24 protein-coding genes are annotated in these 25,664 nt (G+C 68.0%); 15 read left to right on the top strand and 9 right to left on the bottom strand.

The window, feature by feature from the left end:
- Window positions 1-143 precede the first annotated feature (143 nt).
- The 5 genes from EV647_RS20065 (at window position 144) to narI (ending at window position 8,201) form a co-directional block, all read left to right on the top strand.
- Window positions 144-1,406: an MFS transporter gene (locus EV647_RS20065; RefSeq protein ID WP_166680386.1), complete on the top strand. Its 1,263-nt coding sequence runs from the start codon at window positions 144-146 to the stop codon at window positions 1,404-1,406.
- A gap of 75 nt (window positions 1,407-1,481) precedes the next feature.
- Window positions 1,482-5,165 (top strand): nitrate reductase subunit alpha, encoded by a 3,684-nt coding sequence (locus tag EV647_RS20060; protein WP_238177344.1) that lies wholly within the window; start codon window positions 1,482-1,484, stop codon window positions 5,163-5,165.
- The gene (narH, locus tag EV647_RS20055) at window positions 5,165-6,814 is read left to right on the top strand and encodes a nitrate reductase subunit beta (RefSeq protein ID WP_134005052.1); all 1,650 of its coding nucleotides are present in this window, start codon (window positions 5,165-5,167) and stop codon (window positions 6,812-6,814) included. Before EV647_RS20060 ends, narH begins: the two co-directional genes overlap by 1 nt.
- A complete protein-coding gene (gene narJ, locus EV647_RS20050) occupies window positions 6,814-7,482 on the top strand; it encodes a nitrate reductase molybdenum cofactor assembly chaperone (RefSeq protein WP_134005050.1) in 669 nt (222 codons plus the stop codon). Before narH ends, narJ begins: the two co-directional genes overlap by 1 nt.
- A 2-nt stretch (window positions 7,483-7,484) precedes the next feature.
- The gene (gene narI / locus EV647_RS20045; protein ID WP_134005048.1) at window positions 7,485-8,201 is read left to right on the top strand and encodes a respiratory nitrate reductase subunit gamma; all 717 of its coding nucleotides are present in this window, start codon (window positions 7,485-7,487) and stop codon (window positions 8,199-8,201) included.
- A 73-nt stretch (window positions 8,202-8,274) separates the two neighbouring features.
- Here the strand turns inward: narI and EV647_RS20040 are convergent, their stop codons facing one another.
- The 3 genes from EV647_RS20040 to EV647_RS42590 form a co-directional block, all read right to left on the bottom strand.
- A complete protein-coding gene (locus EV647_RS20040; RefSeq protein WP_134005046.1) occupies window positions 8,275-8,973 on the bottom strand; it encodes a hypothetical protein in 699 nt (232 codons plus the stop codon).
- Complete coding sequence (locus tag EV647_RS42595) at window positions 8,970-9,446, bottom strand: 2-oxo acid dehydrogenase subunit E2 (RefSeq protein WP_202876239.1); 477 nt, start codon at window positions 9,444-9,446, stop codon at window positions 8,970-8,972. The genes EV647_RS20040 and EV647_RS42595 overlap by 4 nt, the downstream gene beginning before the upstream one ends.
- 76 nt (window positions 9,447-9,522) lie before the next feature.
- Complete coding sequence (locus tag EV647_RS42590; RefSeq protein ID WP_202876238.1) at window positions 9,523-9,741, bottom strand: hypothetical protein; 219 nt, start codon at window positions 9,739-9,741, stop codon at window positions 9,523-9,525.
- Window positions 9,742-9,963: 222 nt separating this feature from the next.
- Here EV647_RS42590 and EV647_RS20030 point away from each other — a divergent pair, with 222 nt between their 5' ends.
- The 5 genes from EV647_RS20030 (at window position 9,964) to EV647_RS20010 (ending at window position 15,313) form a co-directional block, all read left to right on the top strand.
- Window positions 9,964-10,908: a nitroreductase gene (locus EV647_RS20030; protein WP_134005044.1), complete on the top strand. Its 945-nt coding sequence runs from the start codon at window positions 9,964-9,966 to the stop codon at window positions 10,906-10,908.
- Between the two features lie 322 nt (window positions 10,909-11,230).
- A complete protein-coding gene (locus EV647_RS20025) occupies window positions 11,231-12,685 on the top strand; it encodes a DUF4389 domain-containing protein (RefSeq protein ID WP_134005042.1) in 1,455 nt (484 codons plus the stop codon).
- Between the two features lie 35 nt (window positions 12,686-12,720).
- Entirely contained in the window at window positions 12,721-13,716 is a 996-nt protein-coding gene (locus tag EV647_RS20020; protein WP_134005040.1) for a PEP/pyruvate-binding domain-containing protein, read from the top strand.
- A gap of 74 nt (window positions 13,717-13,790) precedes the next feature.
- Window positions 13,791-14,639 carry a universal stress protein gene (locus EV647_RS20015; protein ID WP_166680385.1) on the top strand — a complete coding sequence of 283 codons (849 nt, stop codon included), beginning with the start codon at window positions 13,791-13,793 and terminating at the stop codon, window positions 14,637-14,639.
- The gene (locus EV647_RS20010; protein ID WP_202876237.1) at window positions 14,636-15,313 is read left to right on the top strand and encodes a CBS domain-containing protein; all 678 of its coding nucleotides are present in this window, start codon (window positions 14,636-14,638) and stop codon (window positions 15,311-15,313) included. The genes EV647_RS20015 and EV647_RS20010 overlap by 4 nt, the downstream gene beginning before the upstream one ends.
- 84 nt (window positions 15,314-15,397) lie before the next feature.
- Here EV647_RS20010 and EV647_RS20005 read toward each other — a convergent pair whose 3' ends face one another.
- The 3 genes from EV647_RS20005 to EV647_RS19990 all read right to left on the bottom strand — a co-directional run bounded on the left by EV647_RS20005 (window position 15,398) and on the right by EV647_RS19990 (window position 18,462).
- Window positions 15,398-16,264, bottom strand: coding sequence for a universal stress protein (locus tag EV647_RS20005; RefSeq protein ID WP_134005036.1), 867 nt, complete (start codon window positions 16,262-16,264; stop codon window positions 15,398-15,400).
- 336 nt (window positions 16,265-16,600) lie between these two features.
- A complete protein-coding gene (locus EV647_RS19995) occupies window positions 16,601-17,476 on the bottom strand; it encodes a universal stress protein (protein ID WP_166680384.1) in 876 nt (291 codons plus the stop codon).
- Between the two features lie 17 nt (window positions 17,477-17,493).
- A complete protein-coding gene (locus EV647_RS19990; RefSeq protein ID WP_134005032.1) occupies window positions 17,494-18,462 on the bottom strand; it encodes a nitroreductase in 969 nt (322 codons plus the stop codon).
- A gap of 193 nt (window positions 18,463-18,655) precedes the next feature.
- Here EV647_RS19990 and EV647_RS19985 point away from each other — a divergent pair, with 193 nt between their 5' ends.
- The 5 genes from EV647_RS19985 (at window position 18,656) to EV647_RS19965 (ending at window position 21,777) form a co-directional block, all read left to right on the top strand.
- Window positions 18,656-19,210 carry a hypothetical protein gene (locus tag EV647_RS19985; protein ID WP_134005030.1) on the top strand — a complete coding sequence of 185 codons (555 nt, stop codon included), beginning with the start codon at window positions 18,656-18,658 and terminating at the stop codon, window positions 19,208-19,210.
- 5 nt (window positions 19,211-19,215) lie between these two features.
- Window positions 19,216-20,127: a universal stress protein gene (locus EV647_RS19980; RefSeq protein ID WP_134005028.1), complete on the top strand. Its 912-nt coding sequence runs from the start codon at window positions 19,216-19,218 to the stop codon at window positions 20,125-20,127.
- 28 nt (window positions 20,128-20,155) lie between these two features.
- Window positions 20,156-20,704, top strand: a complete 549-nt coding sequence (locus tag EV647_RS19975) for a hypothetical protein (RefSeq protein ID WP_202876236.1) — start codon at window positions 20,156-20,158, stop codon at window positions 20,702-20,704.
- A gap of 9 nt (window positions 20,705-20,713) precedes the next feature.
- Window positions 20,714-20,956: an SHOCT domain-containing protein gene (locus EV647_RS42585; protein ID WP_202876235.1), complete on the top strand. Its 243-nt coding sequence runs from the start codon at window positions 20,714-20,716 to the stop codon at window positions 20,954-20,956.
- Between the two features lie 170 nt (window positions 20,957-21,126).
- Window positions 21,127-21,777, top strand: coding sequence for a response regulator transcription factor (locus EV647_RS19965; protein WP_134005026.1), 651 nt, complete (start codon window positions 21,127-21,129; stop codon window positions 21,775-21,777).
- A gap of 33 nt (window positions 21,778-21,810) precedes the next feature.
- On the opposite strand, the gene EV647_RS19960 is transcribed toward EV647_RS19965, so the two are convergent.
- The 3 genes from EV647_RS19960 to EV647_RS19950 form a co-directional block, all read right to left on the bottom strand.
- A complete protein-coding gene (locus EV647_RS19960) occupies window positions 21,811-22,527 on the bottom strand; it encodes a DUF4386 domain-containing protein (protein ID WP_202876234.1) in 717 nt (238 codons plus the stop codon).
- Window positions 22,524-22,781, bottom strand: coding sequence for a hypothetical protein (locus EV647_RS19955; protein WP_202876233.1), 258 nt, complete (start codon window positions 22,779-22,781; stop codon window positions 22,524-22,526). The genes EV647_RS19960 and EV647_RS19955 overlap by 4 nt, the downstream gene beginning before the upstream one ends.
- A gap of 88 nt (window positions 22,782-22,869) precedes the next feature.
- A complete protein-coding gene (locus EV647_RS19950; RefSeq protein WP_134005024.1) occupies window positions 22,870-25,581 on the bottom strand; it encodes a LuxR C-terminal-related transcriptional regulator in 2,712 nt (903 codons plus the stop codon).
- Between the last annotated feature and the right edge of the window lie 83 nt (window positions 25,582-25,664).

Genomic DNA, 25,664 nt, shown 5'->3' with positions numbered 1-25,664 from the left:
TCTGAATGAACCGCCGGTGGGTACCAAGCGCGTGTCGTGGCGGCAGTGCCAATGTCGGTACGGAGCAGGACTTTCGGCCCATTGGCAGGGGATGCGACGTGCACGATGGTGGAGATCGTGACGATCTCGAATGGGGACGAGGGATGACAGGTCGTGCGGAGCGGCGTACCAGGGACGTAGTGGGTTCGCCGTGGTTCATGCTGGCGCTGGCGACGGTTGGTTTCGCCGTCAACTTCTGGGCGTGGGCGCTGATCAGCCCGCTCGGGCCGTTGTTCCGGCAGAACGGGGCGCTGGGGGCGCTGACCGAGTCGGACGTCGCGCTGCTGGTCGCGGTCCCGGTGGTCGTGGGGTCGCTCGGTCGCATCGTAGTCGGTGCGCTGACCGACAAGTTCGGCGGCCGGGTGATGTTCCCGATCGTGTCCGCGGTGACGATCGTGCCGATCCTGTTCATAGCGTTCGTCGCGCTCGACTCCTATGCCCTGCTGCTGGTCGGCGGGTTCTTCCTCGGTGTCGCGGGGACGACATTCGCGGTCGGGGTGCCGTTCGTGAACGCGTGGTTCCCACCGGAGCGGAGGGGTCTCGCGGTGGGAATCTTCGGCGCCGGCATGGGCGGTACGGCGATCAGCGCGCTGACGACCGTGAAGCTGTACGACGGCCTGGGGGCCAAGGCGCCGTTCTTGATCACCGCAGCTGTCCTCGCCGTGTACGCCGTCGTCGCCTGGATGTTCCTTCGGGACGCCCCTGGACGTACTGCCCCGACGACCTCTCTGGTCCGGCGCCTCGTCGCCAACGCCAGACTCCCGATCACCTGGCAGGCCTGCGTCCTGTACGCGGTGGCCTTCGGCGGGTACGTCGCCTTCTCGGTCTATCTCCCGGCCTACCTCAAGACGGACTACGGACTGACGCCGGCCGACGCAGCGAACCGAATGGCAGGTTTCGTCGCGGTCGCGGTGATCATGCGTCCGCTGGGCGGGTGGCTCTCAGACCGATTGGGCCCGGTTCCGGTGCTGGCGGTGGGCTATGCCGTCGTGGTCGCCGGGGCCGCGGTCGCTGCGACCCACCCCCTGCTCGAGCCTGTCGGGACGATCGCGTTCCTGGGAATGGCCGCGGCACTCGGCTCGGGCAGCGGCGCCACCTTCGCGCTGATCGCCGAGGTGACGGAACCGTCCCGGGTGGGCGGGGTGACCGGTTTGGTCGGTGCCGCCGGCGGACTCGGTGGGTTCGTGCCGCCGCTGGTGATGGGTTATGTCTACGGCCGGACGGAGTCCTACGCGATCGGCCTGTGGCTGCTGTCGGTGACGGCGGCTCTGACTCTCGCCCTGACCCTGACCCTCGTGCGTGCGATCGAGCGCGCGCACCGGCCTGCGTCGCCCGGCGAACAAGACGCTTCCAAGAACATCGCCTGAGTCCCGACCGCGTCGAGGAGAGGATTGCCTGTGAGCACTGAAGCCCAGCCCGAAGGCACGGGAGCCGGTCGCGAGGTGGGGCTGGACGGAGGTCTCAGCGACGCGCTCGTGCGTACGAGACGGTTCTTCACGAAAGGCACGGTGTCGGCCGACCTGCGGACGCTGACGAAGACCGGTGGGCGGCAGGCTGACGACTTCTACCGGGATCGCTGGAGTCACGACAAGGTCGTCCGCTCGACCCATGGTGTGAACTGCACGGGTTCGTGTTCGTGGAAGGTGTACGTCAAGGACGGCATCATCACCTGGGAGACCCAGCAGACCGACTACCCGTCCGTCGGGCCCGACCGGCCCGAGTACGAGCCGCGGGGTTGCCCACGCGGCGCGGCCTTCTCCTGGTACACGTACTCGCCGACCCGCGTCCGCTATCCCTACATCCGCGGCGTACTGCTGGAGATGTACCGCGAGGCGAAGCGTCAGTACGGCGGGCATCCGGTCAAGGCGTGGGCGCACATCGTCGACAACCCGTTGCGGGCGAAGGCCTACAAGTCCGCGCGGGGCAAGGGCGGACTGGTTCGCGCGACCTGGGACGAGGCGACCGAGCTGGTCGCCGCCGCGTACGTGCACACGATCAAGAAGTGGGGCCCGGACAGGGTTGCCGGCTTCTCGCCGATTCCTGCGATGTCGATGGTGTCGCACGCGTCCGGTGCCCGGTTCACCTCACTGGTCGGCGGGTCGATGCTGTCGTTCTACGACTGGTACGCCGATCTGCCGGTCGCGTCGCCGCAGGTCTTCGGCGATCAGACCGACGTACCGGAGTCCGGTGACTGGTGGGATGCCGGCTACCTGATCATGTGGGGCTCGAACGTGCCCGTGACCCGTACGCCGGACGCGCACTGGATGACCGAGGCGCGGTACCGCGGGCAGAAAGTGATCGTGGTCTCGCCGGACTACGCGGACAACGTGAAGTTCGCCGACGAATGGTTGCCGGCGGCACCGGGTACGGACGGCGCACTGGCGATGGCGATGGGGCACGTGATTCTGAAGGAGTTCTTCGTCGACCGCGAGACGCCGTACTTCACCGCTTACACCAAGAAGTACACCGACCTCCCTTACCTGGTGGTGCTGCAACCGGGCGGAGACGGTACGGCGTACCGGCCGGGCAAGTTCCTCACCGCTGCGGACCTGCCCGCACATGCGGGGGAGGAGAACGCGCACTTCAAGACCGTGCTGGTCGACTCGCGTACGGACGAGGTCGTCGTGCCGAACGGGTCGCTCGGTCACCGCTTCGGTGAGGCAGGCGTCGGGAGGTGGAACCTCGATCTCGGTGAGGTCGATCCACGGTTGACCTTGCTCGACGCAGACAGCGACTCGGTGCAGGTGGAACTGCCGCGCTTCGACGACGCCTCACTGTCGCTGGTCCGCGGCGTGCCGGTTCGCCGCGTCGGTGACCAGGTGGTGGCCACGGTGTTCGACCTGATGCTGGCGCAGTACGGCGTGGGGCGGCCTGGGCTTCCCGGTGCGTGGCCTGCTTCGTACGACGATGCGTCCGCGCCGTACACGCCCGCGTGGCAAGAGACGGTCACGGGCGTGCCTGCTGTGGCGGCTGCCCGGATCGCACGGGAGTTCGCGGCCAACGCCGAGGAGTCGCGGGGCCGTTCGATGATCCTGATGGGCGCCGGAACGAATCACTGGTTCCACTCGGACACGATCTATCGCGGCTTTCTCGCGCTGACCACGTTGACCGGGTGCCAGGGCGTGAACGGCGGCGGGTGGGCACACTACGTGGGGCAGGAGAAGTGCCGGCCGGTCACCGGTTGGGCCCAGTTGGCGTTCGGGCTGGACTGGGCGCGGCCGCCGCGGCAGATGATCCACACTGCCTACTGGTACCTGCACACGAATCAGTACCGCTACGACACGTTCTCCGCCGACACCGTTGCCGCGAGCACCGGTCGTGGGTTGTTGGCCGGGCTGAGTACCGCCGACGTGATCGCCAAGAGTGCGCGAATGGGGTGGATGCCGTCGTACCCGACGTTCAACCGCAACCCACTGGAGCTCGCCGATGAGGCCGCGGCGGCCGGCCGGCCGGTGGCTGAGCATGTGGTCGAGCAGTTGAAGTCCGGCAATCTCCGCTTCGCCGCGGAGGATCCGGACTCGCCCGAGAATTTCCCTCGCGTGCTGGCGATCTGGCGCGCGAACCTGCTCGGGTCTTCAGGGAAGGGCAACGAGTACTTCCTCAAGCACCTGCTGGGCACCGACAACTCGCTGCGCGCGACCGAGGCGGGCGAGAGCCAGCGTCCGCGGGAGGTGGACTGGCACGAACAGGCGCCCGAGGGGAAGCTGGACCTGCTGCTGACCCTGGACTTCCGCCAGACCAGTACGACGATCTTCTCCGACGTCGTGCTGCCGGCCGCGACCTGGTACGAGAAGCACGATCTGAACACCACGGACATGCACCCGTTCGTGCACTCGTTCAACCCGGCCATCGCGCCGCCGTGGCAGACCCGTACGGACTGGGACGCGTGGCAAGCGATCGCGACGAAGTTCAGCGAGCTTGCCGAAGGCAACCTGGACACCCGCCGCGACATCGTCGCCGTGCCGCTCCTGCATGACACCCCGGACGCGATGGCCAACCCGCACGGCGTCGTACGGGACTGGAAGCACGGTGAGTGCGAGCCGGTCCCCGGGGTCACGATGCCGAAGATCGTCGAAGTCGAACGGGACTACACCGCGGTCGGCGCGCAGATGCAGGCCCTCGGGCCGCTGCTCGACAAGCTCGGGACCACGACCAAGGGCGTGACGTACGACGTCGCCGCCTCGATCGACTATCTCCGCTCCAAGAACGGCCCGGTCCGTGGCGGACCCGCCAACGGCCGTCCTTCGCTCAAACGCGACGTTCACGCCTGTGAGGCGATCCTGGCGCTGTCCGGTACGACGAACGGGCACCTCGCGACTCAAGGATTCAAGACCCTCGAGAAGCGGACCGGGACCCAACTGCACGATCTGGCCGCCGAGCACGAGGGCAAGCAGATCACGTTTGCCGACACGCAGGCGGCGCCGGTCCCGGTCATCACGTCGCCGGAATGGTCGGGTTCGGAAGCCGGCGGCCGCCGGTACTCGCCGTTCACGATCAACGTCGAGCGGCTGAAGCCCTGGCACACCCTGACGGGTCGGCAGCATTTCTATCTCGATCACGACTGGATGACCGAGCTCGGCGAGAACCTACCGGTCTACCGGCCGCCGCTGAACATGGCGGCGCTGTTCGCCGAGCCGCCCGTGGGCGATGTCGGAGGTGCCGCCGTCGAGGGGGTGACGGTTCGCTACCTGACCCCGCACAGCAAGTGGTCGATCCACTCGGAGTACCAGGACAACCTGTTCATGCTGTCGCTGTCGCGTGGTGGGCAGACGATCTGGATGAGCGACAAAGACGCCGCCAAGGTCGGTGTCCAGGACAACGACTGGATCGAGGCGGTCAACCGCAACGGGGTCGTGGTCGCGCGGGCGATCGTCTCGCACCGGATGCCCGAGGGAACGGTCTACATGCATCACGCGCAGGACCGGTTGATCGACGTACCGATCGCGGAGACGTCCGGCAAACGTGGCGGTATCCACAATTCGCTCACCAGGATCCTGGTCAAGCCCAGTCACGTCATCGGGGGCTACGCGCAACTGTCGTTCGCCTTCAACTATCTGGGGCCGACCGGCAATCAGCGGGACGAGGTCACAGTGATCCGCAAGCGCAGCCAGGAGGTGACGTACTGATGAAGGTCATGGCGCAGATGGCGATGGTGATGAACCTCGACAAATGCATCGGCTGCCACACCTGCTCGGTCACCTGCAAGCAAGCTTGGACGAATCGCGCGGGCACCGAGTACGTCTGGTTCAACAACGTCGAGACCCGGCCGGGTCAGGGGTACCCGCGACGGTACGAGGACCAGGAGGAATGGCAGGGCGGCTGGGAACTCAACAAGCGCGGCCGCCTCAAACTCAAGGCCGGCGGTCGGCTGAAGAAGCTCGCCACCATCTTCTCCAACCCGAAGATGCCGTCGATCCAGGACTATTACGAGCCCTGGACGTACGACTACGCGACCCTGACCGATGCTCCGGCCCAGGAACACACGCCGGTCGCGCGGCCGAAGTCGCTGATCTCCGGCAAGGACATGAAGATCTCGTGGTCTTCCAACTGGGACGACAACCTCGGCGGGTCGGCCGCGACGGCAGAGCACGACCCAGTGCTGAAGAAGGTGGGCGACAAGGTCAAGTTCGAGTTCGAGCAGACCTTCATGTTCTACCTGCCGCGGATCTGCGAGCACTGCCTGAACCCGTCGTGTGCGGCATCGTGCCCGAGTGGTGCGATCTACAAGCGCACCGAGGACGGCATCGTGCTGGTCGACCAGGACCGCTGCCGCGGCTGGCGGATGTGCGTGTCCGGTTGCCCGTACAAGAAGGTCTACTTCAACCATCGCACCGGCAAGGCGGAGAAGTGCACGTTCTGCTTCCCGCGCGTGGAGGTCGGTCTGCCGACGGTCTGCGCCGAGACGTGTGTCGGCCGGCTGCGGTACATCGGTCTGGTGCTGTACGACGCCGATCGGGTCCTCGAGGCCGCATCGGTCCCTGACGACCACGACCTCTACGAGGCGCAGCGGTCCATCCTGCTCGACCCGCACGATCCCGAGGTGATCCGTGCCGCCGAGCGGGACGGCGTACCGCGCGACTGGATCGACGCGGCGCAGCGATCACCGGTCAACGCGTTGATCACCACGTACAAGGTCGCGCTCCCGCTGCATCCGGAGTATCGCACGATGCCGATGGTCTGGTACATCCCGCCGCTGTCGCCGGTCGTCGACGTGGTCCGCGAGACCGGTGAGGACGCCGAGAAGCGGGAGAACCTGTTCGCGGCGATCGACGCGTTGCGGATCCCGATCGAGTACCTCGCCGAGCTGTTCACGGCGGGCGATGTCGCCCCGGTCGACGCGGTACTGCGCAGGCTCGCCGCGATGCGCTCGTACATGCGCGACATCAACCTGGGCCGCGATCCGGACGGCGCGATCCCCGCCGCGGTCGGGATGGGGGAGGAGGAGATGTACGACCTGTACCGGCTGCTCGCGCTGGCCAAGTACGACGAGCGGTACGTCATCCCGCCCGCACACGCGGAGCAGGCCCACGACCTCGAAGAGATCGCGTGTTCACTGGACTACGAGGGCGGCCCGGGGATGGGCGGCTCGGGTCCGTTCGGCGAGGGATCCGGCGGAACGACGCCGATCGCGGTCGAGAACTTCCAGATGCTGCAGGACCGTCAGACCTCGGACACCCTCGCGTCACCCGACGACAAGGCTGCCCGCGTCAACCTCCTGAACTGGGACGGCAAGGGGAGCCCGCAGGGCCTGTTCCCACCGAAGGGGGACCAGTGATGAAGCTCCGTGCCGACCAGCTCACGGTCGCTTGGCAGTCCGCCTCGCTGCTGCTCGCCTATCCCGACAGCCAACTGCTCGACCGGCTCGAGCTGATCAGGCGTGCGACGCACGAACTCCCGTCCCGCGTGGGCGAGTTGCTGCGGGCAACCATCAGCAATCTGTCCGGCACGCCGCTGTCCGAGCTGGAGTCCGACTACGTCGAGACCTTCGACAACCGTCGCCGCCACAACCTGTTCCTGACCTATTTCCTGTACGGCGACACGCGCAAACGAGGCGGCGCGCTGCTGCGGTTCAAGCAAACCTATCTCGCGTCCGGCCTCGACCTCGACCCCGGCGAACTTCCCGACCACCTCTGTGTCGTCCTGGAGTACGCCGCGACCGTCGATCACGAACAGGGCCGGCACCTGTTGCTCGAGTACCGGGCCGGCCTCGAGGTCCTTCGCCTGTCCTTGACCGGCATCGGTTCGCGCTGGGCCGGAGCCGTCGAGGCGGTCACCGCCACGCTTCCACCTCTGCGCGGAAGCGAGCGCGATGCCGTGCAGAAGCTCATCGCCGACGGTCCTCCGGACGAGGAGGTCGGCCTCACCCCGTACGGCGCCGCTTTCGACACCGGACCCGCGTCACCGGTCCCGCTGCCGATGCCGACGTACCGCGGAGGTCGCTGACCATGGACACGTTCCTGTGGGTCATCGTCCCCTACATCTGCCTGACCGTCTTCGTCGTCGGCCACTTCTGGCGCTACCGCTACGACAAGTTCGGCTGGACGACTCGCTCGTCGCAGCTGTACGAGGACCGGCTGCTTCGTTGGGGCAGCCCACTGTTCCATTTCGGTTTGCTCGCGGTGTTCCTCGGGCATGTGATGGGTCTCGGCGTACCGAAGTCCTGGACCGAAGCTGTTGGCGTCTCGGAAGGGCTGTACCACTTCCTCGCCGTCTCGATCGGCGCGGTGGCCGGCTTCGGCACCGTCGTCGGCATGGCCATCCTCATCTACCGCCGCCGTACGGTCGGCCCGGTGTTCTCCGCCACCACCAAGATGGACAAGACCATGTACGCCGTCCTCGCGACGGTCATCCTGCTCGGGCTGGCCAACACTGTCTTCGCCAACATCTTCAGCCACTACGATTACCGCGAAGGCGTTTCCATCTGGTTCCGCGGGATCTTCCGTTTCCAGCTGCATCCTGAGCTGATGGCCGAAGCGCCGCTCACGTTCCAGCTGCACGGCCTCGCCGCGATGCTGTTGTTCGCCCTGTGGCCCTTCACCCGCCTGGTCCACGTCTTCAGCGCCCCACTGGGCTACCTCACCCGTCCCTACATCGTCTACCGCAGCCGCGACACCCAACTAGGCACCCACCGCCCCCGCCCCGGCTGGGACCGAACGCGATGAGCCAGCGGTGGGGCATCCGACCAGTGGCGACCTGGCGTCCACGCTATGACGAGCACACCGGTTACGAGGTAGATCACCTGTAGGAAGTGGAATCCACGGATCGAGGCCACTTCTCCGATGATCGAGCCCGAGCAGGGTCTTGTCGGTCCATCCCGCCTCTGTCGGCAGGCGAGTTGTCGTGAGTACGCATGACTAGGATCGACCCGCAACGTGAGTCCCGGAACTCATGAGGAAGCGCCAGCAGGTGAGGGCTTGCGCGATGCCGAGCAGGCCCAGAACGGCGGCGACGACCGGCGAGGCTTCTTCGCCGTGAGCGATGGCAACGATCGTCAGGCTCACGATGCCCAAGCTGATGCCGGCCATTGCGCAGCGCCCACACCGCGAGTCCGAGGACTGCGACGTACAGCAGGAACAGCGGTCCGAAGTGGACGGCGAACGCATAGATCACATACGCGTAGGCCGCATAGACGACCGTCCCGGCCCACGCGAGCAACGCCCGCACCGAACCGCGTGCGGCGGCCACTGCGAGGACCAGCATGACTGGGAGCACGACCAGGTTGGCGATGTCCTGGCCGATCGCCTGGGTCTGCCAGCCGGCCGTCTCGTTCGCATAGATCTCGGGGATCAGAATGCCGGCCATGCTGCCCGAGATGCCGAGGAGTGCGATCGGCACCGACAGCCACAGCCACCAGGGTGTCCAGACGGGTTGGGCAGGAGGTGGTTGGGAGCGAAATTGACCAACGGTTCCTATGACCTCGGACTCGCGCTTCATGCCGGCTGCTTCCATACGATGGATTGGTGGATTCCGTCTCCGGCCAGGAGTAGCTCGCGGAGGCGGCCGACGAAGCGGGCGGCGGGGGCGCCGTCGACGATGTCGTGGTCGACGCTGACGGTCAGCTGGAGGAACTCGCGTTCGACGAGTACGCCTTGGAAAACGATCGGCCGTCGGGCGATGCCGCCGACCACGATGCTCAGGGTGTGGAGCTGGAATCCGATGCCCCAGCCCGAGCCGGCGCCGAACATGCCGACGGCGGTCACACCCACCGTGCCGGCCAGAGCCTGTTGGCGACGCGGCAGCCGGTGCAGTGCGCCGAGCAGCGCGACCCGGACGAATCCGGGCAGCAACAGGTACGCGTGCACCCAGGGCGCCTTGCGGACCGACGGGCTCAGGTGTGGATCCGTCTTGACCGCGTGGATCTCGTCGTGCAGCTCCTCGACGGTACGCCGGGACGCGTCACGCAGCACGTGGGTGAAAGCGAACGGCTCCCCGTCGACGTCGACCTCGACCGGCAGGGCGACGTCGACCTGGTCGAAGATGACCTCACGGCCTCGCAGGTCCCGGTACGCCTGTATACCTGGGATCCGCGGCGACCGCGGTGGCGATGCAGTGGATCACGAACGCCGTGAAGAGGCGCGAGGCGCCGTCCGCGCGCAAGACCGTCCGCGCCGAGGTGACGTCGACCTCGAAGAGGCCGTGGATGGCGTGTCTGCGTCGTGCCGCCCGGCCGGTGTCGATCACCAGCTGCCGGACCCATGGCACCGCTCTGACCTGTGCGCCCACAATGAACCTCCTGAGCTGATCTCAGCTCAAGCATGGAGCGCCGGCGCCACTGTTCGCACCGGCCGATCGGTCCGTTCGAGCAGGACCTTGGGCCCCTCGGCCGCCGCGATCCCAGGGGTCACGACGCGAACGGGTCTTTCGCCTCTACAGCTGCTGGAGCGACCGGTCTGCACTGGGGGAATGAAGAGAGCGGGACTTTCCTTGGCTGACCGGGAGGCGCTGCTGCGGGCGGCGGTGCTGGCTCCGTCGATCCACAACACGCAGCCGTGGCGGTTCCGGTTCGTGGAGCGGACGGTGCAGGTGTTCCGGGTGCGGGATCGGGAGTTGCCGGCCGAGGATCCGTCGCGCCGGATGCTGTTCCTGTCGCTCGGAGCGTCGATCTTGAACCTGCGGGTGGCAGCCGCGGCGCGGGGGATGGGCTCGGAGGTACGGCACCTCGTCGACCAGCGGTTACCGGATCTGGTGGCGGTTATCGAACTGAGCTTGTCGCCGGGCGAGCCGTTGGCCGCGCTGGCGCCGTACCTGACGAAACGTCGGACGAACCGGGAGCCGTTCACCGATGAGCGACTGCCGGCACAGGCCCGCGTCGAGCTCGACCTGTGTGCACGGGTCGAGGGCGCCGTGCTGCAGTGGATCGACAGGCCGTCCCGGCGCTGGTGGTTGCAGATGGCAACGAACGATGCGGTGGCGGCGGACGACGTGGATGCGGCGCGGACGGCCGAGCGACGGCTTTGGGTCGGTGGGCACCGGGACAGCGACGGGGTGCCGTCCAGTGCCCTGGGTTCGCGGGTCGCCGGCCGGAGTCCCGTCGTACGCGATCTGGCGGCCACGGAGGCCGATGCGGTGCGTCCGGTGGCCGAATTCGAGCGTGAGCCGCAGCTAGCGGTGCTAGCGACTCGGTACGACGGGCCGATCGAGTGGCTGCGGGCGGGACAGGCACTCGAGCATGTGCTGCTGGAGGCCACTGCCCGTGGATGGTCGACATCCTTGCTGAATCAGGCGATCGAGCACGAAGAGCTCCGGGTGCAGATCAATGATCCGCTCGGTCCGTGGCAGCGGCCACAGGCCGTGATCCGGTTCGGCTACGGCCCGACCGTCCCGCCGACGCCGCGGCGCGCCGTCGAGGACGTGCTGATCCGCGAGTGATCGGGGCCGGGTGGTCCAGCGAGGTCGGGACCTTGGACCCTGACGTGCGACCACTCGTTGCGCGAACCTGGAACTACAGGGGAAGTACCGGATCGCCGGAAGCGGATCAGGAAGCGGTGGCCCTAGGCCACGAGACCCACCGTCGCCAAGACGGACACCCCTCCGGCGAACCGGCCCCCTGTGTCCAGACCACAGCACGTCCCATGTGGTGCCGGTCGGTCGGTCAGGGCAGCAAGGCGTGCCTTGGGCGGGACCTTCGACTCTGCTGGTCTGGCCGCGATCGTCCGACGCTTGCTGCGACGGACGAGTGACTGGAGACGCGATGAGTACCACGACGTACCCGGTCCGGGTGGACGGGGCGCTCGACGATCGGCTGAATCGCTGGTTGTGGTTGGTGAAGTGGGTGCTGGTGATTCCGCACCTGTTCGTGCTCGCGGTGTTGTGGATCGCGTTCGCGTTGCTGAGTTTCGTGGCGTTCTTCGCGATCCTGTTCACGGGTCGCTATCCGCGCGGGATCTTCGACTTTAACGTCGGAGTGATGCGCTGGACCTGGCGGGTGCAGTTCTACTCGTACGGCGCTCTGGGCACGGACAAGTACCCGCCGTTCACGTTGCGGGACGTCCCGGACTACCCGGCGCATCTCGAGGTGAAGTACCCGGAGCACCTGTCCCGCGGCCTGGTGCTGGTCAAGTGGTGGTTGCTGGCGATCCCGCACTACATCGTGGTCGGGTTCTTCGTCGGTACCGGGACGTGGTTCGCGACCCAGGCCGACGATCGCGCGTGGGGCTGGAGTGGTGGTCTGGTCGGACTGTTGGTCCTCGTCGCGGCGATCGTCCTGCTGTTCACCGGGCGGTACCCACGGTCGGTCTTCGATCTGGTGCTCGGCATGAATCGGTGGGCGTTGCGCGTCGCGGCGTACGCCGGGCTGATGGTCGACCAGTACCCGCCGTTCCGTTTGGACATGGGCGGCGACGACCCCGGTACGACGAGACTCCACGAGCCGCTGCCTCGCAGCACACCGCCTACAAGCACACCGCCGGCCGGCGCACCATCGCCGGGGTCGGCGCAGCGGATGTCGGCTGGACGGATCGTCGCCCTCGTCCTCGGCGTTGTGGTGACGCTCGCGTCCGTCGCCGGCCTCGCGGTCGGCGGAGCGCTGGCCTGGCTCGACCAAGGTCGCCGGGACTCGGCGGGCTTCGTCACGTCGGGTCAGGTGGCGATGTCCACGTCGGGCTACGCGCTGACCAGTGAAAGGTTCACGATCGACGCCGGTGCGACGACGGTTCCGCGGAGCTGGTTCGGTGACGCGCGACTGCGCGTGGCCTCGACCGGCGGCGCACCCGTCTTCGTCGGTCTGGCGAGGTCGGCCGATGTGGCCACCTACCTGACCGGCGTCGGCCACACAACGGTGAAGGCGATCGGGCCGAACAACACGACGTACGACGATCACGCCGGCGGCGCGCCCTCGACCGAGCCCGCGGCGCTGCACATCTGGCGTGTCCAGGCCTCCGGTCCGGGGGAGCAGACGATCACCTGGCCGGTCGAGAACGGCGACTGGACGCTCGTCGTGATGGCCGCCGACGGCAGTGGGAACGTCAGTGTCCGAGCGGACGTCGGTGCGACCGCGCCGGCCCTCGAGTGGGCGTGGATCGTGGTGCTCGCGAGTGCGGGCATGACGCTCGTACTCGGCCTGCTCCTCGTGGTGCCGGCGGTCGTCCGGCGAGAGCAGCCGGGACCTTCGGCCCTGCAACAACCGCCACTCCCATCGGTGGAATGAGTACGACGGATCTGTGAGCAGTTCAGGAGGATGAGATGAACAGCGAGTACGTCGTACGACTCGACGGTGAAGCGACGCAGTCCGCTGTCGAGGCGGGTCCGGAGCAGGTCGGAGTGAAGGCAGCCCGGCTGGCCGAGTTGGCCCGTGAGGGCATCCGCGTGCCCGAGGGGTTCGCGGTGACCGCTGCGGCGTACCGCGAGTTCGTCCACCACGCCGGTCTCGGACCGACGATCGCACAGGAGATCCGTAGGTTCCGGGCCGGTCGCGACCTCGTCGTGGCAGCGGCCGAGGTCCGCTCGGCCTTCCGCGACGCGTCGCTGCCCGCGGCAGTGGCCGAGGAGATCCTCGACGCGTACGACGAGCTGGGTGGGGACGGCACGGAGGTCGCAGTTCGCTGCAGCCCGGTGACGTCCGCGGACGCCCTGCAGGACGACGTGTTCCTGCACCTCACCAGCGGCGCCGACGTCGTCGCGGCCTGCCGGCGGTGCTTCGCGTCGCTGTACAACACCGTTGCCGTTGGCAATCGCGAGGCCGAGGGGATCGACCACCTGAAGGTCGCGATGCCGGTGACTGTGCAGCGGATGGTGCGTGCCGATCTCGGTGGTTCGGGCTCCGCCCGCGGCGAGAACACCTTCGTCCGGGTCCGGGCCTCGTGGGGCCTCGGTGAAGGGGCCGACGCCGACCAGTACTCGGTGCACCCGGGCGCGCGGCCGACGATCGTGCGGCACTGTGGGGCCAAGCTCACCCAGACCGTGTACGCCGACCCCCGCGGGACCCGGCGTGTGCCGACGACGCCCGCCGAACGAGCCGTCCTCGTGCTGACCGACGAAGACCTTCAGGAACTCGCCCGCTGGTCGGTTGTGGCAGACAAACACTTCCGCCGTCCGACGACGCTCGACTGGGCGAAGGACGGTCACACCGGTGCGCTGTACCTCCTCGAGGTCCGGCCGGGTGTGGCACCCGCGGTCGCCATCGTGGCGCGCGGTCGATCCTTCCTTCCTCAAACACGGCTGTCGGCCCAGCGCGCATAGGACGTTCGGCTCTGCCGGGTCTCCGCGGCGCGACCGACAGTGGAGACATGAGGGCGAACGAAGGGAATTCGGTCATGACGAAGTACATCCTCGTCGGTGTGGACGACACGCCTGAGGCACAGATCGCGCTGCGCTGGGCCGTGGACGCGGCCGAACAGCGCGATCTTGCGGTGCGGGTCGTGCGGGCGTACCTGAATGATCTCAAGCGCTGGCCCGCGGTCAGCTTGGAGGGATATGTGCCACCGGCGATGCCGCTGGGCACGTTGCAGCGCGAGCTCGACGAGGCGGTGCAGTTCGCCCGCGACCGGCTCGGGTACGAGCGTGGGTCCGGGTGGCTGGCAGCCGAGGCTGCGCAGGACGCGCTCCTGATGGAGGCCGGCGGGGCCGAGATGGTTGTCGTCGGCTCGCGGTCGCGGAGCAAGATGTCGGCTGCGGTGCTCGGATCGGTGGCGACGGCGGTTGCGGCCAAGGCGCCGTGCCCGGTGGTCGTGGTGCGCAGTGAACGGCGTACCGGTCCCGTCATAGTCGGCACGGACGGCTCGCCCGACTCCGAGGACGCGGTGCTGTTCGCGTTCGAGGAGGCATCGCGGACCGGTCAGCCGCTCAGGGTCGTGTACTGCTGGCAGCCGCAGGCGGAGCACGCGGCGTCGATCGACACCACTGACGGTCTGCTGAAGAACTGGCTCGCCGAGAGTCTTGCGACCTACCGGGACAAGTACCCCACCGTCACAGTAGGCGCCTCCGTGACCGAGGGGCGGGCGAGTTCGCAACTGATCAAGCTGTCGGAAACTGCCTCGCTGGTCGTCGTCGGCTCGCGCGGCCGTGGCGGCGTCGCCGGCTTGCTGATGGGTTCCGTCAGCCAGAGCCTTCTGCACCACGCGGACTCGCCTGTCGCGATCGTCCGCCGGCATGAGGAGTCATGATGCGCCACTTCCTGACCGTCTCCGACGTGATGACCAAGGACGTCGTCACCGTCGCCGAGGACACGCCGTTCAAGACCGTCGCCGCGATCCTGGCCGAGCACCACATCAGCGCGGTTCCGGTCCGCAGTCCGTACGGCGGAGTCGCCGGCGTGGTGTCCGAAACGGACCTCCTGCGCAAGGAGGAGTTTCAGCGTTCACCGCGGCGCGCACTCCACCTCGCGCACCGCAAGGCCCACACGAAGGCGGAGGCGTTGACCGCCGGACAGTTGATGACCAGCCCCGCGGTGACGGTGGATCGCCGCTGCACTCTGGACGAGGCCGCGCGGTTGATGGCGGCTCGCGGGCTCACCCGCCTGGTCGTGACAGACGGCGGCGAACTGACCGGAATCGTGGCCCGCTCCGATCTGCTGCGAGCCTTCCTTGCCACGGATGAGGAACTCCTCGCCCGGGTACGGCGAGATGTCGTCGACCGCCATCTGTGGGACGACACGTTCGCCGTGGAGGTGAGTGTGCGCGAGGGCGTCGTGACGCTGAGCGGACAGGTCGAGAACCGCAGCACGGTTGCCTTCGCGGAACAGTTGATCGGCGGTATCGACGGCGTGGTCGGAGTGCGTAACGAGCTGACCTGGAGATTCGACGACACAACACGCGCGACCGGCGCCACGTTCTACTAGAAGCCTCGGCGCGGGTACGCGCGACGGTCCTGAGCAGCTCCGAACCGTTTGGTGAGGTTGTGGGTTCTGATGACGTGGTCCGTGTCAGGACTCCGGGTGGTGTACGACGGCGACGGGGCAGTGGGAGTGGTGGAGGAGGCCGCGGGCCACGGAGCCCATGCGCAGTTCGGAGAACGCCGTACGGCCGAGGCCGCCTACCACCACGAGGTCAGCGTTCTGGGACTCGCGGGCCAGGACGAGAACTGGGTGGTCGGCGACGCCGCCCTGCTGGACGGCGACGTCCGGGTACTTCGCGGTCCAGCCTTCGAGGGCCTGTGTCAGTAGCTCGTCGGAGGTCTCGATCCACGGCTGCCGGGCCGGGTCGAACCACTTGCCGGGGTCCGGGTACTTCTCCCGGACCTCGGTCGCGTGGACGCCGAGAATCTCCGCACCGGTCGCGGCCGCCAACTCGAAGGCGAAGCGGAGTGCGTCCTGGCCCTCAACGGAGCCGTCGACGCCGACGACGATCCGCTGATGTGCGGGCCCTGCGGGGTCCCAGGTGTCGGGGACGACGATCAGGGGGACCTTCGTGGCCAGCGCCGTACAGGCCTGGGAGGTGGAGCCGAGCACGAGCTCGGCGAAGCCACCCATGCCGCGCCGGCCGACGACCAGGGCGACGGACCGTTCGGAGAGCTCGTGGAGTGCCTGTGCAGGATGGCCGTGGCGGACCTCGAGCGACGCGTCGCGGAATCCCAGTCGATCGAGCTCCTCCAGGGCGTCGCCGAGTACCTCGGTGCCGTCGTCCGCTCCGATGGACGGCGGGCCGCCGCCGACCTCGCGCTCGTCGTCGAGGACGTACACGGCGTGCAGCGGTGCGTGATGCAAAGCGGCGTAAGCCGCGGCCCAGATGAGCGCGATCAGGCCGTCGCGGGATCCGTCGATTCCTACCAGTACGGGCAGTTCGTTGGTCATCGCACCTCCTCCGGCACCTCCAGTCAAGGCGACCCGAGCCGGTGTGTGCAGGACGGAAGGTCCCGAACACGAGCACCGAAGGTCCCGGTCCACAGGTGCTGTTCGGCCGCTGCCACGGACAGCCGCGCGGACGAGAGTCGAGGGTGTCGGTGTGCACGGCGCGCCGGCGACGCTGCACCTGGAAGACCTGTGGATCAAGAACGTCACCATCACCACCGGTCTGGTCGACACGTTCTCGACGCCGAGGCTGCTGTCGATGCTGGCCGCCGGCCGGTTGCAACTGCCCGGCCTGATCACCCACCGCTTCGGCTTCGTGGACCGCGGCTCATTTCGTGCTCAGCGGACGATGGCGATCGGGCAGTGCGTGTGGTGCAGGGCGCTCTGGCCGACGGACCCGAGGAGAAGGCCGGTGAACCCACCCCGGCCGCGGGAACCGACGACCAGCAGGTCGGCGGACTCGGAGCGCCGTACCAACGCCTGTGCCGCAGAGCCCATGGCCAGCTCGGTCGACCACTCCACGTCAGGATGCTCGGCCGCCGCGCCGGCTACCGACTCGGCGACCAGCAGGCGGGACTCCTCGCGGACCTTCTCCTCGTCGAACTGCAGCATCGACGCGCCGTCGGCGTACGTGAGGAACGGGCTGGTCCACGCGTGCACGGCGATGACCTTGGCGTGCAACGACTCGGCCTGGTCGAAGGCGAAGTCGATGGCCTTCGCCGATGCCTTGGAACCGTCGACGCCGACGACCACGGTGGACCCTTCGTGAGCTCGCGCTCGCAGGTCGTGCGGTACGACGACGACCGGGCACTCCGCGTGCGTGGTCACCTGTGTCGCGACTGAGCCGACCAGCAGGCCGCTCCAGCCGCCGAGACCGCGCGATCCGAGGACCACGAGCCGGGCGTCCTGCACTGCCTCGATCAAGGCCCCCGGAGCGGGGCCGCCCACGAGGCTCGTCTCGACCCGCAGGCCGGGGTACTGCGTGCGGATGTCGTCGGCCAATTGGTCGAGGCCTGTCTGGCGGGCCGTTCGGACCGCGTCCAGCGGAACGATGTGGCCTGGAGATGGGCGGGTGACGACGACGATCTCGAAAGCCTCGACGATCCGAAGCGGTGCCATGGCGCGGTGCGCCGCGACGGCGGCCCATTGCAATGCGGACCTGCTGCCTTGCGAGCCGTCGTACCCGATCACGATCGGAGCGGACTGTGTCGACATGATGTGGCCTCCTGTGTTCAGAACCATTGGTCGAAGGAACTGCGCCAGTCCAGCCGCGAGGTGTGACTCGCCGGCTGGGCCGGATAGCCGGCACGGAGAACGATCTGCGGCCAGGACCGGCCGCCGATCAGCTCCCGCACGCCGGCGCGGTCAGCTGGGCGTTCGAGGACTTGATTGAGGAACGACGCCGTCAGGTCGTACGACGTGGCGACCAGGAGCACACGCTCGAGCGCGACACCTGCACCGACCCACGCCGCACCGTCCTCGTCCTCGGTGCTCAGTACGGCGATCGCTGGATGAGCCTCGTAGCCGATGCGGTCGCGGTGGCTGCTGTCCAGACCGAGCGACAGGTCGCGTACGAAGGCTGTGCCCGCCGGGAGCGGCCCGAGCGTCTCCTCCGGAATTCCGTCGCGTGACCGGTCTCCGCCGACCCAGCGCAGCCGCTCGTTCAGGCGGTCTTCGTCGGCGAGATCCGCGGCGTCGGCCTGGCGTTGTAGTTCGGCGAGCCGCGACATGGCCGTCGAGCCGAGCCAGTGCAACTGCGCGCCCTCGCGGCGTGCAGCGTCGTCCAGATGGACTTGCACCCGTCGCGGGATCGGGACGTCGAGCAGCGGCCCACGGTAGGTGTGCCGCTCGGACACGTCGGCGTACAGCTTGCCGAGTTCCGGGACGGGCGCCGTGCGGTCGTCGAGGAACAGCCGGGCCACGACCTCGGGACGTGCGGGATCCGGATCGATCGCAAGACGCGACTTGTGGCCGAGGACAGCGGCGGCCACGCGGAGGTTGAACGCCGCCGCGCCGATCGCGACGCGTGCGGCCCGCCCGGACGGATCCGCGATGGGCAGCGAACGCTCCTCGTCGGCCAGTACGTCGATGACCGGCCCGTGCACCTCGAAGCGCCAGGGCTGTGTGTTGTACATCGACGGTGCGTGCGCGGCGGCCGTGAGCAGGATGTCCACCTCGTCGTCAGTCAGTACAGCGTTCATGATGCAGCCCTCTCTACCGGCGGACGTTCCGCCCGGTTCCAGCGTCTGCGTGTTGCCGGGCGACGGACAGCGGCAGACGTCCCGGGTCAGGAGGGCCGTTCGACTCCTGAGACCGAGGTGACAACGGCTCTGCCGGATCTCGCGGCGAAATCGGACGATCGAGGTGTCAGAAGTTCAAGGAAAGGACGACATCATGACCACCACGCCGCACCGGCGCGATCTCCAGACTCCTGCGACGGAACCCGTTCGCCATCCGATCATCACCACTGCGGCCGGCCGTGCGCTCGCCGTACTGCGGGTTGTTGTCGGGCTGTCGTTCTTGTGGGCGTTCGTCGACAAGGTCTTCGGTCTCGGGTACGCGACTCCGTCGGGTAAGGGCTGGATCGACGGCGGCGACCCGACGGCGGGGTTCCTGGGTAAGGGAACCAGTGGCCCGTTGGCGGATTTCTATCAGTCGTTGGTGGGTGACTGGTGGGTCAGCCCGTTGTTCATGATCGGTCTGGCCGGCATCGGTCTGGCGCTGACCCTAGGGATCGGGATGCGGATCGCGGCCGTCAGTGGCGCGATGCTGTATCTGCTGATGTGGTCGGCGAATCTGCCGCCGGAGAACAACCCGGTCCTGGACGACCACATCGTCGGTGCTGTCACGGTTGTCGTGCTCGCACTGGTTGCGGCTGGCAACGTCTGGGGCTTCGGTAAGTGGTGGAGCGGCCTGGACTTCGTTCGCAAGTACCCGTGGCTGCGGTGAGCTCGATGACTGACTGGAACCGCACCGGACCCGTTGTGGTCGAGGTGGACGGGACTGCGGAGAACCTTCGGGTGGTGGATTATGCGTCCGCCGAGGCGCTGCGGACGGGCGCGGAGTTGGTGCTTGTCGCGCCGTACTCCGCGCATGGGTCGTACACGCCGATGATGCCGGAGTACGCGCCGAAGTCGTCGGCCGAGCCGGCGGACGCCGCTCTGCGGTCCGCGGTGGCGCACGTGCGGCACCGCGACGGGTACGCGACCGAACTGGTCGCGCTCGCCGAGGAAGGCTCGCGGCTGCGGGTCCTCGCACATGCGGCACGGGCGGCGCGGATGCTGGTGGTCGGGCGGTCCCGGAGCCGTGGCCCGCAGCGGCTGGTGCATACGCAGACGAATCTGCGGCTCGCGGCGCGGGCCGGTTGCCCGATGGTCGTCGTACCGCTGTCGTGGCAGCCGTCGTTGCTCGACCGGAAGGTTGCCGTCGGCATCGACGGTACGGCGTTGTCCGCGGAGGCGCTGGAGTTCGCGTTCGGGATCGCGGCAGGGCGTGAGGGTGATCTGATCGTCGTGCACGCGGGTCTGCCGGCCGAGCGTCCGTTCATGGACGAGGACCCGGAGTGCTCGTGGATCAGCCGGGCCGACTACATCCTGTCGGAGACGCTCGCGCCGTGGACCGGTCGGTTCCCGGAAGTGAAGGTCACACGGTTCCTGAGCAGCCGGCCGCCGTCCGCGGCGCTGGTGCACGAGAGCGCCGACGTCGGCCTGGTGGTTGTCGGATCGCACAGTGGTCCGTTGGCGATCGATCCGGTCGCACGGCGCTCGGTGGCGGCGATGACGTGCCCGGTCGCGATCGTGCCGCATCACGTGACGGAGACCGAACACGCGGTGACGCGTGCGCGGGCCGTCGTACCGAGTCATTGATGGTCATTGATTCCAGAGGTGAGAGGTCATGTCCGAGAGTGTTCGTGCGCTGATCGTGTACGAGTCGATGTTCGGCAACACCGAGCGGATCGCTCGGGCGGTCCGGGACGGGTTGCGTCAGTACCTTCCGGCCGAGACGGCGCCGGTGAACCAGGCGCCGGACGTGGTGCCCGATGACGTCCGGCTGCTGGTGGTCGGGGGACCGACCCACGCGTTCTCGATGAGCCGGCTGTCGACCCGGCAGGAGGCCTGGAAACAAGGCGGCCTGGTCACGCCGGTCGAGGTCGGCATCCGCGACTGGCTGGCCGCGCTGAAAGCGCCGGCCGGAAGTCAGGCGAAGACGCTGCGGGTGACGACCTTCGACACCCGGATCGCCAGTGTACGGCGGCTGCCTGGATCGGCGGCGCGATCGGCGGCGAAGGTCCTGCGCCGGAGGGGCTACCGGATGGTCTCCACGTCCGAGAGCTTCTTCGTGAACGACACGACTGGACCCATCCGCGACGTGGAGATCGAGCGGGCGGAGCGCTGGGGCGCCGAACTCGGCCGTCTGCTGACCGGATCCGCGAAAGTCGCGTGAGGAGGAGTCATGATGCACTCGACGGCAGGCGCGGCCTTCTGGTCCGTGCTCGTGCTGGCGCTGTGGGTCGTGGCGATCGGTGGCGCGGGCTGGGCCGCCGTACGGATGATCCACCAGCCTCGGCGGCAACCGCCGCCGCACCTCCCGTCACCCTTGGACATCCTCGAACGCCGCTTCGCAGCAGGCGAAATCACCCACGAAGAATTCGACGAGGCCCGAGCCCGCCTCCGCGAACACCACCTCGACGTCTGACTCGGAGCGGATGCGGCGGCCGGTCGGGTGGGCAGGGGTGGCGGCGGCCGCCGAAGGTCCTGCACAAGGCGGGACTCTGGTCCCTGGCGGGTAGCGTGGGTACGGCGGGATGCTGGGGAGGGCCCCGGGCACCGGCTGGCCGGAGCGAGACGTGGTTGAAGGAGTTCGTGATGGCGATCAAGGTGTTCCTGCTCGACGACCACGAGGTGGTGCGGCTGGGGCTGCATCAGTTGCTCGACGCGGAGCCGGACATCGAGGTGGTCGGGGATGCGTCGACGGCAGCCGAGGCGATTGCCCGGATTCCCGCCGTACGTCCCGATGTCGCTGTCTTGGATGTGCGGCTGCCTGACGGTGACGGGATCAGCGTGTGCCGGGAGGTCCGCTCGCAGATGGACGAGCCGCCGGCGTGCCTGATGCTGACCTCGTTCTCCGACGACGAGGCGCTGTTCACCGCGATCATGGCCGGCGCGTCCGGGTACCTGCTGAAGCAGATCCACGGTCAGGCCTTGATCGACGCCGTACGTCGTCTTGCGGCCGGGGAGTCGCTGCTGGACCCGAGCATGACCGCCAAGGTGCTGGACCGTCTGCGGCACCCGGTTGACACCGAGGACCCGCGGTACGCGTCGTTGACCGAGCAGGAACGCCGGATCCTCGCCGAGATCGCCGAGGGCAAGACCAACCGCCAGATCGCGCAGTCGCTGTTCCTGGCCGAGAAGACCGTCAAGAACTACGTGTCCTCGCTGCTGCGCAAACTCAACCTGGAGCGCCGCACCGAGGCGGCTGTGTTCGCTGTCGAGCACGAGCGGAAGCAGCGCGGCTGAACCTCGATAGCGGCTGTCGTGAAGCGCCGATAGTCAGGGCCGGGGTTCGGTGTTCGTGATGGGGGAGGGCTTGAAACCCTTGGTGACCAGATAGACGCCGAGCGAGAGCTCCCACACGGCGATCGGGAGGGTCAGGACGGCTGAGATGGCGGACGTCTGCGCCCAGAGATCGAACAGTGTTCCGATCACGGAGATGACGAGGAGTGGGGCGCCGATCAGGCCGAGCACCGGGAGTGCTCGCGGCACGAGGCGCGACTGGTACAGCAGGGTGCCGATCAGCAGGGCGTTCACCGCCGGGATGAAGCCTTGCCCGAGCAAGAAGATCCAGTCATGGAACGCGACCAGCGCCCGGGCAGCCACTTCTGTGTCCGGTGCGGCGCCGGCCCTTCGCAGGCTGACGACGGACATCAGGCTCACGACGCAGCCGACGATGGTGGCAGCCTCGAGGACGCGCGCTCCGACGAAGCCCAGCGCACGCAGTTCGCTCTGCCTGCGCACCACCGGGTACAGCGCGACCGCGGTGCCGATGCAGGCCAGAGCGACGATCATCTCCAGGATGCCGCCGATGACCACCGGGGTGTCCGGTCCGGGGCCGGTGACATAGTTCGGCTCGCGGACCTTGCTGTAGAGGCCGAGCGTCGGGATCGAGACGAAGCTGAGCAGGTAGAAGGCGCCGGCGACGAGGGCGGTCTTCCGCAGGGAAGTCATCGGGACCCGGGTCGGCGTCGTGGTCTGCTTGAGGGTGGTCATGGGGTTCTCCTTGCGTGCGTTGAGGTGCCGTCCGGGTACGGCGTACCGGCTTGCGGTTGTCTGGTGACCGAGATCAGCGGCAGGCCCAGGTCACGGACCTTGTCCAGCAGACCGTGCAGGGCGGCTTGGTCGGCGACGTGGCCGGAGATGACGGTGGTGCCGTCGGGCTCGACGGTCAGGTTCAGGCCGTCGAACCAGGTAGCCCATCGGCGGTCGAGGTGGCCCTGCAGGCGGATCTCGTAGGCGTCGCTCACGATTCCTCCGTCCCTCGCCTTGATCGAAAGGTAGAAGGAGAGGCGGTGAGCGAGCATCACCACATGTGGTGATCTGCGTGATGAAAGGCTAGGCCAGCAGACCGAGTTCTCGAGCCCGGCGGACCGCGGCCCGGCGGTTGTTGACCCCGAGCTTGGCGTAGACGTGTTTGGTGTGGGTCCGCACCGTATTCAGGGAGACGACGAGTTCCCGGGCGATGTCGGGACCGTCCAGGTCGGTGTTGAGCATCCTCAGAATGTCCAGTTCCCGCGCACTCAGTTCCTCGACGAGGCCGCGTTCGGCCGGCCGGTTCGTCGCGACGCCGCTCAGGAGCCTCCGAACGTAACTCGGCGCGATGCCCCGTTTCGCGGCGGTTCTCAACAGCGTCGTCATCGGCGCGCCCTCGTCCGCGAAGACGCGAACGTAGTGTTCCGGCTCGGCCAGGGTCAGCGCTCGTCGCAGCAACGCGAGCGCGGAGGCGGTGTCGCCTCGCGCTTGATGCGCGAGGGCCTGTACGACCAGGATCTCGATGACGCTTCCCGTTCGCAGGCCCTCTTCGGCCGCTGTCAGGAGACGCTCGAGGAGCCGTACGGCGTCATTGATCAGGCCTTGGTCATGCTCGGCCGTGGAGCGGGCGAGAAGCAGCCTGGCGAGGGTGAGGTGTTCGAACTCGCGGCCGTAGCTCAGCTCGTCCTCGGTGGACAGAGTCGCGTGGTGCGCCCAGTCGAGGGCTTCGCCAAGATTGCCTTGCCGGATCCAGACGCGTGCTCTGAGTGCAGGGATCGGCCGTACGGCGGGGAAGAAGTCACCCACGTACACGCGCTCCGCCGCGTTGAGCAGTGTGACGGCGCCCTCCAGATCTCCGTCGGCTTCGCAGATCCTTGCCATCGCGACCCGTCGGCGGTACGGGTTCTGCGGTAGTCCGGTGTTCTCGCCCAGCTCTTGAGCGTGCTGCAGTTGCTTCCTTGCCGCTCGGAGGTCGCCGCGCTCGCGGTGGAGCTCGCTCAGGCCGACGTACATGTCCGCGGTGCCGCGCAGCACAGGCTTGCCTTCCTCGGCGGCTCGGCTCAGTGCCTGTTCGTAGGTGCGTAGTGCATCGCGGAGACGCCCCTGGGTGACCCGGATGTCTGCCAGCGCGATCGCGCAGCCCAAGGTGTCGGCGACGAACCCGGCCTTCAACAGTCCTGCGACGCAATCGGAATACGCCCGGTGTCCGGCCTCGAGATCTCCGCTGCCCCAGAACGCGAGCCCCATCAGACCGGCGGAGCCGGCACGGCACAGATCATCCTCGTCCTGGGCCAGACTGATCGCCTGCTGAGCGTGTCTGACGGTGGCCGCTGTGTTGCCTTCGGCAAGAGCGAGCGCGGCGCGGTACATCTCGATCGTCGCTGGAAGGCGGGAGAACTCGGCCCGGTCGACGACGACCATCTCGATCGCCGGGTCCTCCGACGGGGTCGCGACCGCTGATCGGTGAATCCACCGCTCCGCGATCCGCAGCCGGTTGTCGACGCCGTCCAGCTGACCGCCGGACAGCAGAGCGCCGGCCAGCCCAACGGTGAGTACGGGGCGCTGGTGGACGAGGTCGTCGGGCAGCATCTTCTGCCAGACCCGCAGTGCGGCCTCCTGTCTGGTACGGCGCATTGCCGGGATCGCCAGTTCGATGAGGCCGGCCGCTCGTTCCAGGTCTCCCGCGGCGAACGCGTGGCGGATCGCCTCGGCCGCGTCGTCGTTCTGCTGGTACCACAAGCTCGCACGCCGATGCAGCTCGGGAACATCGCCGGATCGCTCGTCCAGGAGATGCGCCTGGAGAACGTCGGCGAACAGTTGGTGATAGCGATACCACTGGCGGCGGTCGTCGAGCGGAACCAGGAAGAGGTTGGCGCGCTCCAGGGCCGCGAGCTGTGCGGTGCCACCGGACTGAGAGGTGACTGCGTCGCACAGCGGGCCGCTCAGCCGGTCGAGGATCGAGGTCATCAGCAGAAACAGCCGGGTGGATTCCGGCTGCCGTTGCAGGACTTCCTCGGCCAGGTAGTCGACGACGTACCGGTCGTCTCCACCGAAGCCTGCGACGAACCCGGCGACGTCCTCACGGCCCTGCATCGAGAGCGCGGCCAGTTGCAGGGCGGCGATCCAGCCTTCCGTACGTCGCTCCAGCATCAGGATCTCCTGTGCTGTCAGGGACAGTCCCATGGTCTCGCTCAGATAGGCCGCGGCTTCGTCGGGGGTGAATCGCAGGTCCGCGACCCGGATCTCCACGAGCTCGCCCTGCCCTCGCAGCCGCCCCAGCGGAAGTAGTGGATCTGTGCGGCCGGCGATCACCACGTGGACCTGTTCGGGCAGGTGTTCGAGCAGGAAGGCCATCCCGTCGTGGATGTCGCGTGTGTCGATGTGGTGGTAGTCGTCGAGCACCAGCACGACGTCCGTCGGGGCGGCGTGCAGATCGTTGAGCAGGGCGCTGAGAACAGCCTCCACCGGCGGCTGGGGCGACTGCAGGAGGGCCAGCGCGCCTGCGCCGATCCCGTCCACAGCAGTTCGCAGCGCGGCCACGACGTACGTCCAGAACACCGTGGGGTCGTTGTCCCGCTGATCGAGGGAGAGCCAGGCGATGGCCCGGCCGTCGCGCCCAAGTCCGGCCACCCAGTCCGTCAGCAGCGTCGTCTTGCCGAACCCGGCCGGAGCAGACACCAGCGTGAGCACCGAATCCGACCCACGGCTCATCCGGTCACTCAGCCGAGGACGTGCGACCAGCCCACGCCGCAGCCTCGGGACACGGACCTTGGCGTCGAGCAGCGTCCCCGCCATCACAACCTCCCCCTCGCGAGTTCCATTGTGACCGGACCAGCGCGAACCGGACAGCCTGGGCGGGACCGACCGTTTTCGAGGTC

Origin of the sequence: Kribbella sp. VKM Ac-2566 (genome assembly GCF_004366005.1) — a bacterium.
Classification (GTDB): Bacteria; Actinomycetota; Actinomycetes; order Propionibacteriales; family Kribbellaceae; genus Kribbella; species Kribbella pratensis.
Note: the sequence above shows the minus strand (reverse complement) of the source record. Positions and strands in the feature narration are given on the sequence as shown.

What these genes read in the sequence shown, in the direction of transcription:
- EV647_RS20065 (WP_166680386.1), top strand. Translation starts at nt 144, where the DNA reads ATGACAGGTCGTGCGGAGCGGCGTACCAGGGACGTAGTGGGTTCGCCG.
- narH (WP_134005052.1), top strand. Translation starts at nt 5,165, where the DNA reads ATGAAGGTCATGGCGCAGATGGCGATGGTGATGAACCTCGACAAATGC.
- narJ (WP_134005050.1), top strand. Translation starts at nt 6,814, where the DNA reads ATGAAGCTCCGTGCCGACCAGCTCACGGTCGCTTGGCAGTCCGCCTCG.
- narI (WP_134005048.1), top strand. Translation starts at nt 7,485, where the DNA reads ATGGACACGTTCCTGTGGGTCATCGTCCCCTACATCTGCCTGACCGTC.
- EV647_RS20040 (WP_134005046.1), bottom strand. Translation starts at nt 8,973, where the DNA reads ATGAAGCGCGAGTCCGAGGTCATAGGAACCGTTGGTCAATTTCGCTCC.
- EV647_RS20025 (WP_134005042.1), top strand. Translation starts at nt 11,231, where the DNA reads ATGAGTACCACGACGTACCCGGTCCGGGTGGACGGGGCGCTCGACGAT.
- EV647_RS20020 (WP_134005040.1), top strand. Translation starts at nt 12,721, where the DNA reads ATGAACAGCGAGTACGTCGTACGACTCGACGGTGAAGCGACGCAGTCC.
- EV647_RS20015 (WP_166680385.1), top strand. Translation starts at nt 13,791, where the DNA reads ATGACGAAGTACATCCTCGTCGGTGTGGACGACACGCCTGAGGCACAG.
- EV647_RS20010 (WP_202876237.1), top strand. Translation starts at nt 14,636, where the DNA reads ATGATGCGCCACTTCCTGACCGTCTCCGACGTGATGACCAAGGACGTC.
- EV647_RS20005 (WP_134005036.1), bottom strand. Translation starts at nt 16,264, where the DNA reads ATGACCAACGAACTGCCCGTACTGGTAGGAATCGACGGATCCCGCGAC.
- EV647_RS19995 (WP_166680384.1), bottom strand. Translation starts at nt 17,476, where the DNA reads ATGTCGACACAGTCCGCTCCGATCGTGATCGGGTACGACGGCTCGCAA.
- EV647_RS19990 (WP_134005032.1), bottom strand. Translation starts at nt 18,462, where the DNA reads ATGAACGCTGTACTGACTGACGACGAGGTGGACATCCTGCTCACGGCC.
- EV647_RS19985 (WP_134005030.1), top strand. Translation starts at nt 18,656, where the DNA reads ATGACCACCACGCCGCACCGGCGCGATCTCCAGACTCCTGCGACGGAA.
- EV647_RS19980 (WP_134005028.1), top strand. Translation starts at nt 19,216, where the DNA reads ATGACTGACTGGAACCGCACCGGACCCGTTGTGGTCGAGGTGGACGGG.
- EV647_RS19975 (WP_202876236.1), top strand. Translation starts at nt 20,156, where the DNA reads ATGTCCGAGAGTGTTCGTGCGCTGATCGTGTACGAGTCGATGTTCGGC.
- EV647_RS42585 (WP_202876235.1), top strand. Translation starts at nt 20,714, where the DNA reads ATGATGCACTCGACGGCAGGCGCGGCCTTCTGGTCCGTGCTCGTGCTG.
- EV647_RS19965 (WP_134005026.1), top strand. Translation starts at nt 21,127, where the DNA reads ATGGCGATCAAGGTGTTCCTGCTCGACGACCACGAGGTGGTGCGGCTG.
- EV647_RS19960 (WP_202876234.1), bottom strand. Translation starts at nt 22,527, where the DNA reads ATGACCACCCTCAAGCAGACCACGACGCCGACCCGGGTCCCGATGACT.
- EV647_RS19950 (WP_134005024.1), bottom strand. Translation starts at nt 25,581, where the DNA reads ATGGCGGGGACGCTGCTCGACGCCAAGGTCCGTGTCCCGAGGCTGCGG.